The 15,157-nt window shown below is 59.8% G+C and carries 14 protein-coding genes; 9 read left to right on the plus strand and 5 right to left on the minus strand.

Going from position 1 to position 15,157, the window contains the following annotated elements; translation table 11 throughout:
- Positions 1–54: 54 nt before the first annotated feature.
- Positions 55–1,422 (minus strand): MFS transporter, encoded by a 1,368-nt coding sequence (locus OP10G_RS16905; RefSeq protein WP_025229259.1) that lies wholly within the window; start codon positions 1,420–1,422, stop codon positions 55–57.
- A gap of 110 nt (positions 1,423–1,532) precedes the next feature.
- On the opposite strand from OP10G_RS16905, the gene OP10G_RS16910 reads away from it, so the two are divergent.
- Entirely contained in the window at positions 1,533–2,594 is a 1,062-nt protein-coding gene (locus tag OP10G_RS16910; RefSeq protein ID WP_158409268.1) for a glycosyltransferase family 4 protein, read from the plus strand.
- 144 nt (positions 2,595–2,738) lie between these two features.
- On the opposite strand, the gene OP10G_RS16915 is transcribed toward OP10G_RS16910, so the two are convergent.
- Positions 2,739–3,209 (minus strand): hypothetical protein, encoded by a 471-nt coding sequence (locus OP10G_RS16915; RefSeq protein WP_144241207.1) that lies wholly within the window; start codon positions 3,207–3,209, stop codon positions 2,739–2,741.
- A 22-nt stretch (positions 3,210–3,231) separates the two neighbouring features.
- A complete protein-coding gene (locus OP10G_RS16920) occupies positions 3,232–5,277 on the minus strand; it encodes an ADP-ribosylglycohydrolase family protein (protein ID WP_025229256.1) in 2,046 nt (681 codons plus the stop codon).
- Between the two features lie 72 nt (positions 5,278–5,349).
- On the opposite strand from OP10G_RS16920, the gene OP10G_RS16925 reads away from it, so the two are divergent.
- Positions 5,350–6,213: a hypothetical protein gene (locus OP10G_RS16925; RefSeq protein ID WP_025229255.1), complete on the plus strand. Its 864-nt coding sequence runs from the start codon at positions 5,350–5,352 to the stop codon at positions 6,211–6,213.
- Between the two features lie 135 nt (positions 6,214–6,348).
- Here the strand turns inward: OP10G_RS16925 and purD are convergent, their stop codons facing one another.
- Both purD and dnaB read right to left on the minus strand, forming a co-directional pair.
- Positions 6,349–7,635: a phosphoribosylamine--glycine ligase gene (gene purD / locus OP10G_RS16930; RefSeq protein ID WP_227624961.1), complete on the minus strand. Its 1,287-nt coding sequence runs from the start codon at positions 7,633–7,635 to the stop codon at positions 6,349–6,351.
- Positions 7,636–7,677: 42 nt separating this feature from the next.
- On the minus strand, positions 7,678–9,090 hold the full coding sequence (gene dnaB / locus OP10G_RS16935) for a replicative DNA helicase (RefSeq protein ID WP_025229253.1): 1,413 nt from the start codon (positions 9,088–9,090) through the stop codon (positions 7,678–7,680).
- 663 nt (positions 9,091–9,753) lie between these two features.
- Between dnaB and OP10G_RS16945 the strand changes: the two genes are divergently transcribed.
- The 7 genes from OP10G_RS16945 to OP10G_RS16975 all read left to right on the plus strand — a co-directional run bounded on the left by OP10G_RS16945 (position 9,754) and on the right by OP10G_RS16975 (position 15,131).
- Positions 9,754–11,160, plus strand: a complete 1,407-nt coding sequence (locus OP10G_RS16945; RefSeq protein ID WP_025229251.1) for an Nramp family divalent metal transporter — start codon at positions 9,754–9,756, stop codon at positions 11,158–11,160.
- Between the two features lie 103 nt (positions 11,161–11,263).
- Positions 11,264–12,556, plus strand: coding sequence for an ankyrin repeat domain-containing protein (locus OP10G_RS16950; protein ID WP_025229250.1), 1,293 nt, complete (start codon positions 11,264–11,266; stop codon positions 12,554–12,556).
- A gap of 340 nt (positions 12,557–12,896) precedes the next feature.
- The gene (locus OP10G_RS16955) at positions 12,897–13,430 is read left to right on the plus strand and encodes a TrmH family RNA methyltransferase (RefSeq protein ID WP_025229249.1); all 534 of its coding nucleotides are present in this window, start codon (positions 12,897–12,899) and stop codon (positions 13,428–13,430) included.
- Between the two features lie 70 nt (positions 13,431–13,500).
- Complete coding sequence (locus tag OP10G_RS16960; protein ID WP_144241208.1) at positions 13,501–13,953, plus strand: DinB family protein; 453 nt, start codon at positions 13,501–13,503, stop codon at positions 13,951–13,953.
- 56 nt (positions 13,954–14,009) lie between these two features.
- Complete coding sequence (locus OP10G_RS16965) at positions 14,010–14,231, plus strand: hypothetical protein (protein WP_227624962.1); 222 nt, start codon at positions 14,010–14,012, stop codon at positions 14,229–14,231.
- A complete protein-coding gene (locus OP10G_RS27955) occupies positions 14,221–14,709 on the plus strand; it encodes a type II toxin-antitoxin system RelE/ParE family toxin (protein ID WP_025229246.1) in 489 nt (162 codons plus the stop codon). Before OP10G_RS16965 ends, OP10G_RS27955 begins: the two co-directional genes overlap by 11 nt.
- Positions 14,710–14,729: 20 nt before the next feature.
- The gene (locus tag OP10G_RS16975; RefSeq protein WP_025229245.1) at positions 14,730–15,131 is read left to right on the plus strand and encodes an acetyl-CoA carboxylase biotin carboxyl carrier protein; all 402 of its coding nucleotides are present in this window, start codon (positions 14,730–14,732) and stop codon (positions 15,129–15,131) included.
- Positions 15,132–15,157 lie beyond the last annotated feature (26 nt).

Consider the following 15,157-nt stretch of genomic DNA (forward strand, 5'->3'; position numbering starts at 1 on the left):
CCTGAATCTACAACTCGGTCAGCGATACGAGTGAAGACTGGACGGTTTACGGGGCTAGGCCGTGGAGGGTCCGTCATTCAGATCGGTCAATGCGCTGGAGGCGAACAGGGAGATGATTGACGCCAGCAGGACGACGGAGCCGCCCACGAGGAGGGAAAGGCGGACCCCGGCTTGGGGGACGAACTCCAGCAAGCCGTGAATCGGCACGTTCATGCGGGTGTTCTTTGCCAGGTAACCGAAGGCGAGGACTCCGAAAGGCGAGAGCCCGTTGAGAGCCCAGATGTGCATCGAGAGCACCCGGCCTCGGAGCCTCTCCGGGGCGAGGATTTGGAACAGGGCGTTCGTGCTGTTGAATTGGATGATGGTGGAGCCGCCGACGAAGCCGATGACGATGTAGGCATCGATCGGAACGCGGATAAAGGCGAGCAGGATCAAGCCGAATCCGATGATCCCCATCGAACCCCGGATCAGGTGAGCTTTGTGCGGACTATCGCTAAGCGCCGTAATGAGGACAAGCCCCAACATCGCGCCGATCCCCATCGCGGTATAGGCGGCGCCGTTCGCTGCCTTCGCCGCGTCCGGATGAGCGCCGGTAGTAGTGCCCAGCCCCAGCGCCTGGTCGATATAGGCTGGGATGAGCGGAATATAGAAGATTCCGAAGATCGCGGTGATCGTCTCGAGCACGAGGAGCGTGCGAAGCCTGGCTTCGCGCCACGTGTAGATCGCACCCTCGAAGATCAGGTCCATGATCGGCTGCGCCTGGCGTGGCTGAACGGCGAGGCTGCTCTTGATCGCCATCGCTGCCCAGATCAGGGCGATGAAACTCACCCCGTTCAGCAGGTAGCAAGCCGCCACGCCGAACTTGGTTAGGATCAACACCCCTACCGCGGGGCCGAAAATGCGTGCGACGTTGAACGTCATCGCATTCACGGGAACCGCCGCCGCCAAATCTTCAGGCGGCACTACGCGGCTCACGATCGATTGGCGGGTCGGCATCTCGACGCAGCCCACAAGTCCTAGTGCGAAGGCAACTGCGATGATCTGCCAATACTGGACAAAACCGAACTCCGTAGCCACGGCCAAGTAGAGCGCTCCCGCCGCGTAAATCGACTGGGTCACCACCAGCACCGTCCGTTTGTTCAGCGTATCCGCGAGCGACCCGGCGACGAAGCCCAGCAGAAATACCGGAATGCTCCCGCAGAAAGAGACCCATGCGAGCTTAGATTCGTCCTGGGTGAGTTGGTAGACGAAATAGCCCTGGGCGACGCTTTGGATCCAGCTTCCCGTGAAGCTGACAAACGCGCCGATCCAGAGCAGCCGGAAATCGTGGTAGCTCAGGACTCTAACGAGTTTCGATCCGCTAAGCCTCTCTTGCCATTTGCCTCGCCCATTCGGTGGTGGGGGCGAAGACTCCGGGGGCATGCCTCTAGTATGCCCGGTGAGAAACGGGGGTCTCAGGTACGATTGCTACGTCCTCCAATATGGGCAGGGAAGAATTGTTGGAGAAGGATCGACCGCTAAAGATTCTACAGATGTGCTCTAGTAGCGCCACCTCTGGCGCGGAAAGGCACGTATTTTCACTTTCGCAACGACTAACGCACCGGGGACACGACGTCCATGTGCTCACGCCGTCGCCGGGGTGGTTGCCCGATATCCTGCGCGGCGAGCGGATTCCGGTGGAATACAGCCATATGAAAGGCACCGGCTACTACCGGACCATCGGACGGCTCGTTCGCCAGGTTCGCCACGGCAAGTTCAACGTCCTTCACACCCACCTCACGCGGGCGGCTTATATCGGCCACATCGTCGGGCTTCTCACCGACGTCCCGATCATCTCCAGCGTCCACATCGCGAACAACGACCAGATCTACCGCCGGCTTGCCCGCCGCCGGAATCGCTTAGTCGCCGTCAGCAACTTCGTCGCCGGAATGCTCCACGGGAAGGGGGTTCCGAAGCAGTTCATCGAGACGGTGTACAACGGAACCGATTTCGTCGATATTCCCGCTGCCGACCCGAACCGAGTAAAGGACGAGCTCGGCATTCCGCGCGACCGCAATTTGGTCGGGCTGGTCGGCAAAGTGTGCGCCGACAAGGGTCACATCGAGCTGATCAAGGCGATGCGAGACGTGCGGATGAATCATCCCCAAGCGCACGTGGTTTTCGTCGGTTTGCTTGAAGAGACGTTTAAGGACGAGATGGAGGAGGCGTTGGAGGAAGCGCGGTTGCGCGACCACGTGACGCTGACCGGAGTTCGAAACGACATTCCGCGTCTTCTCGATTCGTTCACGCTAAGTACGCTGCCCAGCCGCATGGAAACCTTCGGCGTCGCCGCTATCGAGGCGATGGCCCGGAGCAAAGCCGTCGTCGCAACCCGCGTCGGCGCGCTTCCCGAAGTCGTCCGCCATCAACAGACCGGGCTGCTCGTCGACCTCCGCCCCGACGAGATTGCCGAAGCCGTCAGCTATCTCCTCGCCAACGGCGATGAGCGGGAAGAGATGGGCCGCCGGGGCCGCTACGTCGTCGAGCAGAAATTCACCCTAAGCGAGATGGCCTCCCGGTTCGAGGGAGTCTATCGCAGAGCCATCGACTCGTAATTTCTTCAGAGGTCTCCTCATCCTGCTGCCGCGGGGCACTGCCCTCGTTTGATCGACCCACTGCGAGGGGGAGACGGTTCCGGTTCTTCTAAACGAAATTGCACGGTCGGCGCGTCCCTGGCGGAAGTAGATAAAGGTTCGAACCTATTTCTTCACCGGCCTCCTTTCCTCGTTGTAGCTCACCCAGATCCACCCGCTCGCCGCGATCCGCTCTCCTCGCGGATCCTTTGCGGATTTCACAAGCTTAGCCGGGTTGAGAAGCAGCGCCTGATACTTCACCGGGCCCTTCGCTAGCTTTCGGTCCAAGATGGCGGGAGGTTTCGAGTCGTCGTATTTCCACCCGGCTTCTTTCGATAGCGCTTTTCGAATCCTTGCTACCGCGCCTTCGAAATTCTCGGCCCATGAGAAGCGATAGACCCGTACAATTCGGCCGGTTTTCCTCTCGTTGTACTCCGACACGCTGACCGGTGTCTTTCCGGCGAAAGGCGCGGGGAGCATCAAGGCTTTCGTCGAAACCGGAAGCATCGTTTCCACCGTTGACTGATTCGGCGACTTAGCGATTTGGCCATAACTGGCCAACGGTAGAGCTATGGCGAGTGAGATGAAAATCCTCATGAGCGCGATCACTTTGTGCCCCCTAGCGTCGATGTCCAACCCGCATCTCCTGGGCTCCGATCCGCCCTTCCGTAACGAAGAAACCCACGGCCCCTTCTCGAAGCGGGCGCTCGTCGTCGATCGCTTCGACCACAACACGCCCGTCGATACTCCCCGCATATCGATCCCCGTCGACTCGCAACGAAAACTCGTGCTCCTCGTCGAACGCCCAGCTGAACGGCGCTTCTGCGAGCACTCGCTCGCCGTCGAGCGACTTCACAAGTCGAACGAAACCGTCGCGGCAAAGGACCAAAGCGACCCAGCGGCGCATCCCCTGAACGTGCGCCGCGATTCCGGCACGTTCGACGAGGTGCAGGGTGATGCGGGAGGTCACTTTGTAGCCGTCCCACTCGCGGCATCCGTGGATCAGGAGGCCGGTACCTTCATTCTGGATCAGCCGGAACGGCTCCCCCCAGGTGGCGAATTCGCTCACCCCGTTTACCCAAGAATCCCGCCAAGCCGTTCCTGCAGCGGTCTTCCTTAGGCGGACATCGGGGATGCCGTCCCAAGTTAGGGAGTCTAGGTAGGCCCGCCCGCCGCTCGCTTCGATGCCCACCTCGGCGATCGGGTATCCGTCCACATCCGGCGCCGTCCAGGAGAGCTCGGTTCGGTCTTTGGGTTCGAGGCGGACCTTGTCGCCTCGAAGCACCTTCAAACGGTCATGCTCGTCGTAAACCGAGATAAACAAACCTACCTCGATCGAGTCCTTCGACCCCGCGGAGATGTCGGCGCGGATGATCTGGCCTGGATAGAGGGTCGGCGAAGCCACCACCGAATATCCACCGGCCTTTCGGGTTTCCGGCGGCATAAACGTTGGAGTACCCACCCGCACGGTTTCGGAGCCGGTTTCGATCCGGAGGAGCCCCGACACGTTTTGGATCGGTTTTCCATCCGAGCGCGTAAAACCTTGCAAAGAGCCGGATAGGCAGAAGTGAAACCGGCTTCCTTCATTTGGCCGCAGAGCCGATTCGCCCGCCATCACGCGACGGACGTTCGCAATCCGGAGCGCTTCCGTCGCCGCATCGGTTACCCCGCGTCCGCCATCGGCAGTGGGCAGATACATCTTGTCGGCGACCGGGTCTCTCCACTTCGGAGCGATCCCGTCCAAACCGTTCCGGATGCCGAGGATGCAGCCGACGTTGCCAGAATTACAGTCGGTGTCGTAGCCGCACGTGTTGACAATTTTGAGTGAAAGGTCGAAGTCTCCCTTGCCGTGGAGAAGGGAATGAATGATGAGGGCGTGATTCGGCACCATATGGCAGCCGCCGCCGAACTTGCCGTAGCCGTACTCTGCTTCGATCTTCCGGAAACCAGCGCGCCAGTCGAGGCCTTGCGCGTGCCATTCCCGTACGTCGCCGATCATTCTCGTTAGTACGGAGTGGTGTGGAATGAGGTCCAAACCGGCCTCGATCACTCGGTTGATGTCCGCCTCGACAAACGCCATCGCCTCCATCGCAGCGACCATCTGGGCGCCGTAAATCGCCTCTCCGTCGTGGCTGACGCTTGCCGCCCGGCAGGCAAAATCGGCAGCTCGGTCCGGCTCGCCGGGACAGATCATTCCCCATCCGTCGATGAAGATCTGGGCTCCTATCTGCTCGGCGACGGTTTTCCCGTTGAGGGCGATACACCCGCTTTCGGGTGCCGTGATCCCGCTTTTCAAACGCAGGAAAGCGGTGTGCTCCGTCGAATTCCCCATCCCGCCCCACCACAAGATCGTGCGATTTTCGACGATGTAGTTCAGCCACGATTCGCCGATCTGAGCAGGGGTGAGCTCCGGGTCGAGGCCATAGTCGGTCAATGAACGTAGGAACGTGAACGTGCCGGAGATGTCGTCGTCGGTGACGACGAGCGGAACACCCATCTTTTCGTGGACGTAGTGGTCGATCTCGCCGAATTTGGCGACGATGGCGTCATGCCCCCACTGCTCGAATGGCCGTCCTAGGTAGACCCCGATAATCTTGCCCAAAACGCCGGCGTAAACGCGCTCCGCATAGTCGCGGGGAAGGGGAGGGAACGGCTTCTTGCTCATCGTTGTGCCGCGACTCTACACTAACCTACCAATGTAAACCAAACCTAAGCGAAATCCGTATCCTGTTTCCGGATGCTGCTCGATCGAAACAAGATCCATCCCAGTATTTTTCTGGCTACCGACAAGTTTGTCTCCAACGCGACATGGAGCGGCGGCGTCGGGCTCTCAGCGGAGCAGAAAAAGGCGAGCACCGAGCACACCGCGGTTTGGATGAGTGAGAACGGAAAGGGATGCGGAGCGGCGATCGCGGGTTACGCGGTTCTCTTTCTAGGGATCATCGCTTTAAAGCCGGTGATCGGGCAAGACCATATGAAGCAGGCGATCCTCGCCTTTTTCGCCATCGGAATCGCCATCTTCTACTTCGGTTACCAATTCAATAAGCGGCGGATCACTATCGACGAGTTCCGCGCCCTCGTCCCCGGTCTCGAGTTGACGTCTACTCAGCGGGCATATGCGGAAGCCGCCATGGTGCTGTCGGAGATTCCGCTTCACTCCGCCACCAAGGACGATCTCTGGGCGCAGCTAAATCGTCTGGTCGACGAGGAGGCTCGGTTGCTGGCCGTACGGGCGCGGGGCGCGGTGGTCGAAACGACGCCCGACGCCATTGCCGCCGAGCGCGGCGAAATCCTGAGCCGGTTAGACGCCGCCACCGATCCTGTCAGCCGTGACGCTCTCCAACGCAGTCTCGAAATCTGCGAGAGCCGCTTCCGCGCCAGCCGCGATCTCTCGCTGGTCGTCCAGCGCGTCGACGCCCAACTGGAGCTGATTTCCCAATCCATGCGCAGCATGCGAGACACCCTCCTCCGCCTCCAATCCGTCCCCGCCGAGACCGGAGTAGGCATCGACCTTACGCCCCTACGTGAGACCGTCGAACACGCGCACCGTCATGCGGTCGCCCTCGAAGCGGCCGTGGGCGAAGTTCAAACTCTGGCGTGATCGGGAGCCCCTCCTCGTGGGATGTTCGTGCCGATGAGGAGGGGGTTGGGGGTGGAGACTTCCGGGCGTTCGCCCCTACCTGCTGCCTACCGAGGACAACGCCGGGGAGGGCCGCTCTGGAGAGCGGCGGTCCTGCTATGGGCGTAACCCGATGTCCGACCGGTAAAACGCCCCCTCGAATCGAACTCCCTCCGCCGCAAGGTATGCCAGCCGCCGAGCCTCTTCGAACGTCGCCCCCGAAGCACAGGCAGCGACCACTCGTCCTCCGTTGGTCACGAGCTTGCCGTCCTGTTCCGCCGTCCCGGCGTGAAACAGCTTCGCCCCTTCTGGCGTTCGGCCGAGTTCGATCGGCAAACCCTTCCGGATCGATCCCGGATACCCGCCACTCGCTACGAATACCGAAACGGCTGCATTACGGAGCACCTCGGGAGGGGTGATCTTGTGGCCCAGAGCTGCTTCGTATAGCGCATTCGCGAACCCGAATCCCAGCCGTAGCACGAGTGTCTCGATCTCGGGGTCGCCAAACCGTACGTTGTATTCGAGGCAGTAGATCTGACCCTCGTCCATCATTAATCCGGAGAAGAGGGTCCCGCGGTAAAGAATCCCGCGCTCGCGCAAACGACGTAGTGCCGGCGCGACGACCCGTTCCTCGGTCTCGGCCACCATGTCGGAGGTCACCCAGTCGACCGGAGAATACGCGCCCATGCCGCCGGTGTTCGGACCTTTGTCTCCGTCGAATGCCTGTTTGTGATCCTGCGCGATCGGGAGGCTGACGAAATGTTCGTCGCCAACGATCGTGAGGAGCGAAAACTCCGGGCCGCGGAGCCGGTCTTCGATAACGACGACCGACCCCGCATCGCCGAAGATACGCTGGACCATCATCTGGTCGATCGCCTCCTCGGCCTCGAGCTCCGTCTCGCAAACGACGACCCCCTTGCCAAGCGCGTTTCCGCTCGCCTTGACCGCCACCTGGCGGCCGTTCGCAAACCGCTCGCGAACATAGGTTTTTGCCTCATTCGGGTCGTGAAACGAGAGAAATTCGGCGGTCGGAATCCCGGCCTCGAACATCAGCTCCTTGCTGAATGCCTTAGACCCTTCGAGTTGGGCCGCCTGCTTGCCGGGTCCGTAGACGGTAATCCCGTGTTCGCGCAGAAAGCTGCCAAGTCCAGCGATAAGCGGATCTTCCGGGCCGACCACCACGAGGTCTACCTCCCGGTGGCGGCACAGCTCAAGAAGCCCCGCGAAGTCATCCTGCCGGACCGGCACGCACTCGACGTCTCCGGCGATGCCTGGATTGCCTGGCGCACAGAGAACCTCCGCTTCCTGAGCCAGCTTCCAAGCCAGCGCATGCTCCCGACCCCCGCCGCCCACCACCAGAATCCGCATCGCGCCGAGGTTACCCGCCGTCTTCGGACGCGGCATGGGCGACTCGCGGGAATCAATCAAATGGAGCGCGTTGTCCGATCACTCATCGTCTTTAGCGGACCGGTACGCGGTCCGGTCTAAGTTCCGGTAGCGGGCGTACGAGGGTTGGAAGCCGAGGATCACCTTGCCGGTCGGGCCGTTTCGGTGCTTGGCGATGATGATTTCCGACTCTTGAACCTCGTCGGCATTTTCAGTTTCGGGACGATGCTCCTCCTTCGCTTTGTAGTAGCTGTCGCGATAGAGGAGCATGACCAGGTCCGCTTCGGCTTCGATGGAGCCCGATTCGCGGATGTCGGAGAGTTGCGGCCGTTTGTCGTCGCGGTTTTCCACCGCCCGGCTGAGCTGGCTCAGGGCGATTACCGGAACCTCAAGCTCCTTGGCCATCGCCTTGCAGGCGCGGGCGATTTCGGATATCTCTTGGACCCGGTTCTCCGTACGACGCCCTCCCTTCATGAGCTGAAGATAGTCCACAACCACCATCGAAAGCCCATGCTCGGCCTTCAGGCGTCGGCACTTGCCGCGCATTTCCAGCGGTGTGACGTCCGACGCGTCATCGACGAAGATCGGCAATCCATAAAGCGTTTCGCAAGCGTCAGCCAGACGCTCGTACTGCCAATCAGTAATCGGTTTATCCTGCTTCAAAACGCTCGAGGAGACGCCGCTCAGCATCGACGCCATACGTCGAACAAGCTGGATCGAGCTCATTTCGAGCGAGAAGACGGCGACCGACCCTTTTTGCTCGTTTCGAACGATGTCGCGCGCCACGTTCAGGGCGAAATCCAAGACGAGAGACGTTTTTCCCATCGCGGGCCGCGCGCCGATGACGACGAAATCGCCCGGATAGTGGCCGGTGGTCATCCGGTCGAGGTCGAAGAAGCCGACCTTGAGGCCGGACATCGGTTTGCCGCTCTCGACGATGTTGTCGACGTCGACGAAGAACTCCTTCGCCAAGGTGCGGACGTGCTGGAAATACTTACCGAGTTGCTTCCGGCCAACCTCGAAGACGAGCTGCTCGGCCTTGTCGACCTTGTCGTCGACGGTGCCCCCTTCCGGATCGTGGACAACGCCTCGAATCTCGTGGCCGGCGCTATCCAACCGACGCAGGGTGGCTTTGTCCAGGACGATACCGGCGTAGTATCCGGAGTTCGCCGGGCTCGGCACAAACTCAGCGACCTGGACCAAATAATCCTCGCCACCGATGTCGGCAAGGTTGCCGCGAGCCATCAGCTCCGCCCGTAATGTCACCAGGTCGATCGGCTTGTGCTGGTGGATCAGCTGCTTCATCGCCTTAAAAATCAAGCGATGTGAGGGGCGGTAGAAGTCGTTTTCGTCGAGGATCGTGACGACTTCTTCGGCCGCGCGCTCGGACAGGATCATTGAGCCGAGCGTGCTCATCTCGGCTTCGTAACTATAAAGGGGAACGAGTTCTTCGGGACCGTAGGAAAGCGCCATTGGATACTTCCCGCCGCGCAACGAGAACCCCTATGGCGGAGCTTCTCTGGGGTGGGAAGGGTAGTTTACGCCCTGCGAGTGGGGAACCCAAGCGACATAAACCGTTCTTGGACGCGATTCCAAAAATGGCGCAATCTCTGTGCTAGCGACGGCCGCCCGGTAGATTCGATCATCGCATCCGCCAGCTCGGGGCACCGAACCAACAGCTCACCAAGTCCGGCTTCGACGCGGCCTGGGTCGTGGTCGAACTCTCCGTGCCAGGAGCAAATGAAGCATTCGCCGTTTGCCATCGCGTTAATGGCGCCGCAAAGTGGACATTTTTTAAGCGACTCGGCGGCAAGTCTTCGTTGCGTGGCCAGTCTGGCCGTTCGGCTCTCGTTCCCGTCTTCCATCACAGTCCCCCCTTTAAAATGATTGCCCCGGCACCCCTGGACTGGAGTTACGAGAGTACTTATTTTTAGCAATCGCCTGCTCGGTGGATGGGGTTTGTCTCAAGACCAGGCTCAACAGTTAGAGGGAGGTTTATTTCGAGACGTTCGAGCCATGCCCCCGTCCCCGCCAAAGGTCCCAGTGGCCGCTCCGCTTCACCCTCTTCCTTTCGCCAACCGCTAGCTCCCAACTGCTAACTCTCGAAAATGTAGTATCGTAGGAAAAGTTTAGCCTATGTTACATTTCGCTGCCCCGTCTAACTCCCCTTCGCGCGACGACCGGTCGCTGGGCGAAATAAACGGTAGCGTGGCCGTCGGTTCGGGCGGCAGGCTTCGGCGGTTCCTTGCTTTCGCCGGACCCGCTTATCTCGTTTCCGTCGGCTACATGGATCCGGGCAACTGGGCGACCGACCTCGCCGGCGGAAGCCGGTACGGCTACGCGCTGCTCTGGGTAATCCTCGCCTCCAGCTTGATGGCCGTGTTGCTGCAGACGCTTTGCGTGCGCATGGGTCTTGCCATGGAGAAAGACCTAGCCCAGGCCTGCCGGGACTATTACGAGAAGCCGGTGGCGATCGCGCTGTGGATTCTGTGCGAGATCGCGATCGTCGCCTGCGACGTGGCTGAAGTGATCGGCTCCGCCGTTGGCCTGAACCTTCTTTTCGGAATGCCCCTGGCCATGGGGGTTTTGGTGACGGGGTTCGACGTTCTGCTTCTCTTGGCGCTCACTCGTTTTGGTTTCCGAAAGATCGAGGCAATCGTCGTCACGCTCGTGGCGACGATCTTCCTTTGCTTTGCCATTAACATGGTTTGGGCTCGCCCAGATTGGCTGGGGGTTGCACACGGTCTGGTCACTCCGTCGCTCCCGGATTCGCATGCGCTCCTCGTCGCGGTGGGAATTCTGGGCGCCACCGTGATGCCGCATAACCTCTATCTCCACAGCGCGATCGTTCAGACCCGCCAAGTCGCGTCGACTCCGGGAGCAAAGCGAAGCGCCATGCGCATGAGCACCGTCGACACCGTCGTCGCCCTCAGCGGCGCGTTTCTCGTCAACGCTGCGATTTTGGTGCTGGCGGCGGCGGTCTTTCATGGCAAGGGCTCTGTAGTGGAGGAGCTCCAGCAGGCGTATAAGTTGCTGACCCCCACCTTGGGCGCGGCTTCCGCCACCCTCTTTGCGGTCGCTCTCCTCGCGAGCGGCCAGTCGAGCACCATCACCGCGACCCTCGCCGGCCAGGTCGTGATGGAGGGATTCACCCACTTCCGAATGGCAGCCTGGAAGCGCCGCTTGATCACCCGAAGTCTGGCCCTGATCCCCGCCGTCATCTTGGTGAGCACCGCAAGCAACCGGACCACCGAGCTCCTTGTACTGACGCAGGTCGTCCTTTCGATGCAGCTCCCGTTCGCGATCTTCCCGCTGGTCATGTTCACTTCGGACAAAAACCGCATGGGCGAATTCGTGAACCCGGCTTGGCTAAGCGCGATCGCCTACCTCGTCTGCGGCCTCATCACCGCGCTAAACGTGAAGCTTCTGTGGGACTCCGTCGGAACGGCCTGGCTCGCCGCGATCATTCTTTCTATTGCCGGCTTCGCCATGTGGGCGCAGTACGTTTACAAGCCGGCTTCAACGGCTTATAGGGCAAGGTAACGTGGCACGGGCGGCCCGCCCCTGGGAACTCCGACCTTCGAAGATCCGAGCTCCGCTTAGTAACGACCGTCCCCTTTTCCTCGTCTAGCTTCACGGGCTTGATGTGAACCATCTCATATTCGCCGTTCTCCTTCTGTCGTTCGGCCAGCGAGTCGCGAAGCAGCCGCCGCTTATCGAAGCGATTCAAAAGCACGATCTTGCGCTGGCGACGCGGCTCCTCAAGGACGGAGCCAACCCGAACTCTCGTGAGATCATCACGACGAAGCCGAGCGCCACCGACGGGATCGTCGGAGGAACGACGAGGGAAGGAGATACCGCCCTCGAGCTGGCGGTTGATCGGCAGTCGGTCACGTTTGTCAACTTACTTCTGCACTACAAGGCTGATCCGAACACCCGTGGGCAGGCAGAATGGACCCCATTAATGACGGCTTGCCAACGCAGCAGCGTCGAAATAGTCCGGATTCTGTTGCGGAACGGCGCCAAGCCAAATCTCCGGAATCGCTATGGTGACACTGCAATCATCTTTGCCGCCAACGTGGATCGTGTGGAGATGGTCAATGAGCTGGTTGGAGCTGGAGCCGACATGAACGGCGGGACCGGCCAAACCGCACTAATGATCGCTGCCGAGTGCGACTCGACAAAGACTGTCAAGTATCTCTTGAAGCATGGAGCGGACCCCAATTTCCGTCGGCCCGGTCACTGGACTCCACTGGAGTTCGCGATCGAGCGGAATTCGACGGAATGCGCGGAGATGTTAAAGAAAGCAGGGGCAAAGGGACGGTCACGCGCCCAACTTAGAAAAGAGGTCGACGCGGAGGTGGACTTAGCTAAAAAGCAGCACGCGTTCGAGCAAAAAGCTCAGGTGGCGATGCATCTGGTCGTGAAACCCGACGCGGTGGACTCTGCAGTGATTGAGGCTGCCGTCATAGACGTTGCGACGTTCCAAAGCAAAGAGTTCGACCCCTTCTTCGGCGTAAAGGCCAAATCAATCATCTTGGTCGAAGAATCTGCGATTTGGAACGACTTTATCGAGAGCCAGATGAACGGCGAACTAAGTGAAGAACAGGCCTGCGATATCGATCTTTCAATGCGACGAAGTCTTCAGAGTCGCAACGCTAGATTAGTATCGCTTGCAGGGTGCAAATTCAGGGATCCACGAATCGTGCAGAAGAGGAACAAAGCACTACCCAATGATATGAATCCCTCAAATTATTGGCAGTCGAAGTATAAGGGATGGGTCCAAGTGATGTTGCCGGGCTACTCGACGGATGGCGCGCAAGCGGTTCTGCGGTTCTGGTTCGGACCTACTCCGCACGGAGCCGCGGCCACATATTTCTTGAGGAAGGTCGCAGGAAAATGGACCGTGGTTTGGCGTGATCTCGCGCGTTATGTGTAACTAGAGGCTGTACAGACCATCTCAAGACCGGGGGCGTGTTTCCATTGCCTACCTTTATTTGCTTAAGGGAAGTCGAAGAGTGAGGCCGCCCCTTCAGGGCTCGGAGTTTTGGCGGCCCTTTAACCAGGGTTCCGCTCCGCTCCACCCTTCGCTTTAGGAGGTCGCGCTTTCAGCGCTAATGGAGGTTTGGTCACTCAATCGGTTCCAGTATTTTGAAATTGTCTCTGTAGTTCGAAGCTATGGAGGGCATCGTTCTCGGTTCGAAACCTTCCGGAATCCACGGATTCAGTGGTTCATATTTGTCGGATCTTGGATAGGCGTTTGAGCCATCCTGTGAGCGATGAAAACGATCCGGGCGAAGACCGGGGTGCGGAAGATGCATAAGGAGCACTTCCCGGAAGAGGCGCGGCAGATGCGGCTCGCCTTTCTCCTGCAGGATTGGGATGATCCGTACAACGTCGGCGGAATGTTTCGAGTGGCCGACGCCTGCGGAGCGGCGGAATTGATTCTAACGGGGAAGACTCCGCAGCCTCCGCATCCGCAAATCCACGTGACCTCTCTCGGGCATCATCGCCGGGTTTCGTGGCGTCAGATCGCGCGTTATGACGACGCCTGTCGAACCTTGAAGGAGGAGGGATACCACCTGCTCGCCGTAGAGATCGCCGACGGGGCGGAGCATTACATGCACTACCCCTATCCCGACAAACTCTGCCTCGTCCTCGGCAACGAGGTGCACGGCGTCTACTCGACCGTGATGAAGCAGTGTGATGGCGCGGTTTTCATCCCGATGGCAGGGAAGGGGCGCTCGCTAAACGTCCACGTCGCCGCCGCGGTGGTGGCGTTCGAGGCGCTCTTGGGTGAAAAGGAAGGATAACATTTGGGAGTGCGCGAACCCCTTCGCGCTTTTTGCCGGCGCGGAGCGCCATCTAAAAACCGAGTTGAAAATGACCGAAGCCGCCGAAGCCCTCAGGCAAATCATCGAAGGACACGACTTCGCCACCCCTGCCGGACTATTGAAGTCGATCAAAGCGGAGACGGCTGTAGCCATCGCCCCCGGCGCGCCGTATTCGATCGCGACTAACGTAGCCCATGCGGAGATTTGGCAGGCCGCGTGGCTATGCCGTCTGCGGGGCGAACCCCTCCCCAAAATCGTCATGGGCCAAGACTTCCCAGAAGTCTCCGCCAAAGAGTGGCCGGGAGTTCGCCGTGCCTTCGTCGACGGCCTTGTCGAAGCCCACGCCATCGCCTCCCGGGACCCGTTCACTCACGGCGCCAAAGACGACGTGATCGCCATCCGAACCCTCTTCAAGATCGCCAACCACGGCGCCTACCACCTCGGCCAGATCGCCTTGTTGAAACGGCTGCTGAAGCAGCCCGAGTTTCGGGCGCCCCCATGATCGATATTCGAAACATCCACCCTCTTTCTGATTTCGTCCGGAATACGAAGGCCCATATGCAAAGGCTGAAAGAATCCAAGGCGGCAGAGGTCCTCACGGTAAACGGGCGGGCGGAGCTGGTCGTCCAAGACGCGGAAAGCTATCAAGAGATGCTTGAAGAGCTCGACAAGGCGCGCCTAATCGAATCGCTTCTCGTAGCCGAGAGGGATTACGAAGCTGGGAAGGCCAGACCGGCAGGCGAATTCATCGCAGAAATGAGAGCCAAATATGGGGTTTAGGGTTTTCATCCTGCCCCAAGCCGAAGCAGATGCCGCGGAGTACGCCGCCTATATCGCACAAGACTCCCCGAATGCCGCGCTAAAGCGGATCGATGGGTTGTCCGAGATGTTCGAAGCCTTATCCGAAATGCCAGAGCGATTCACCGTTATCCCGGAACAAGGACGATTTCGTCGATCATATCGCCAGTTTCACTACCATTCGCATCGAGTCATCTTGTTCGTTGACGATGCCGCCGAAAAGGTCGTTGTGGCCCGTGTATATCATGGCTCCCGGGACCTTCTTCGCTCCGGAGATCTGGAGTGTTTGAGAATATTCTCAAACGGGAACCCCTTTCCGGCGTCGATTGTTGAACTGGATATCGAGAGCTTCGGCAAGGATCGGAGCCGGAAAGCAAAAACGCACATCTCCTATTGCGGACGTCCCCCCGACCCTCAACCCAAACCGGACGTCCGCGATTTTTTTCGTATTCTCCGGTAGTTTGGTAAAATCGTTCCTGAATGTCCGAGTTGGATCTCGATACCGTGCGCCATACGTTGAGCCTCGCCCGTAAGCACGGCTTCGCCGAGGTCGAACTGTCGATCGGCGAGGATATATTCCAAGCCAAGCTTCTACCTGGCCCCATCTCCGCCCCGGCTTCGGCCGCCCCAGTGGACCTTGCCCCGGCCGAACCGCTGACTAACCCGATCAAATCGACCCTTGTCGGTTATTATCGCGAAGCCAAGACCCCTCTCGTCGTCGGACGTTTCGTCAAGAAAGGGGACGTCGTCGCCACCATCGCCGCCCTCGGCATCGCCAACGATATCGAATCCCCTTACTCCGGCGAGATCGTGGAAGTTCTCGTTCAGCCGGACCAGCCGGTCGAATATGGCCAGCCGCTCGCGCTCGTGAGGCCCCAATGAACCAACGCGGATCGTTTACGCTCGTC

It is taken from the genome of Fimbriimonas ginsengisoli Gsoil 348, from assembly GCF_000724625.1.
Classification (GTDB): domain Bacteria; phylum Armatimonadota; class Fimbriimonadia; order Fimbriimonadales; family Fimbriimonadaceae; genus Fimbriimonas; species Fimbriimonas ginsengisoli.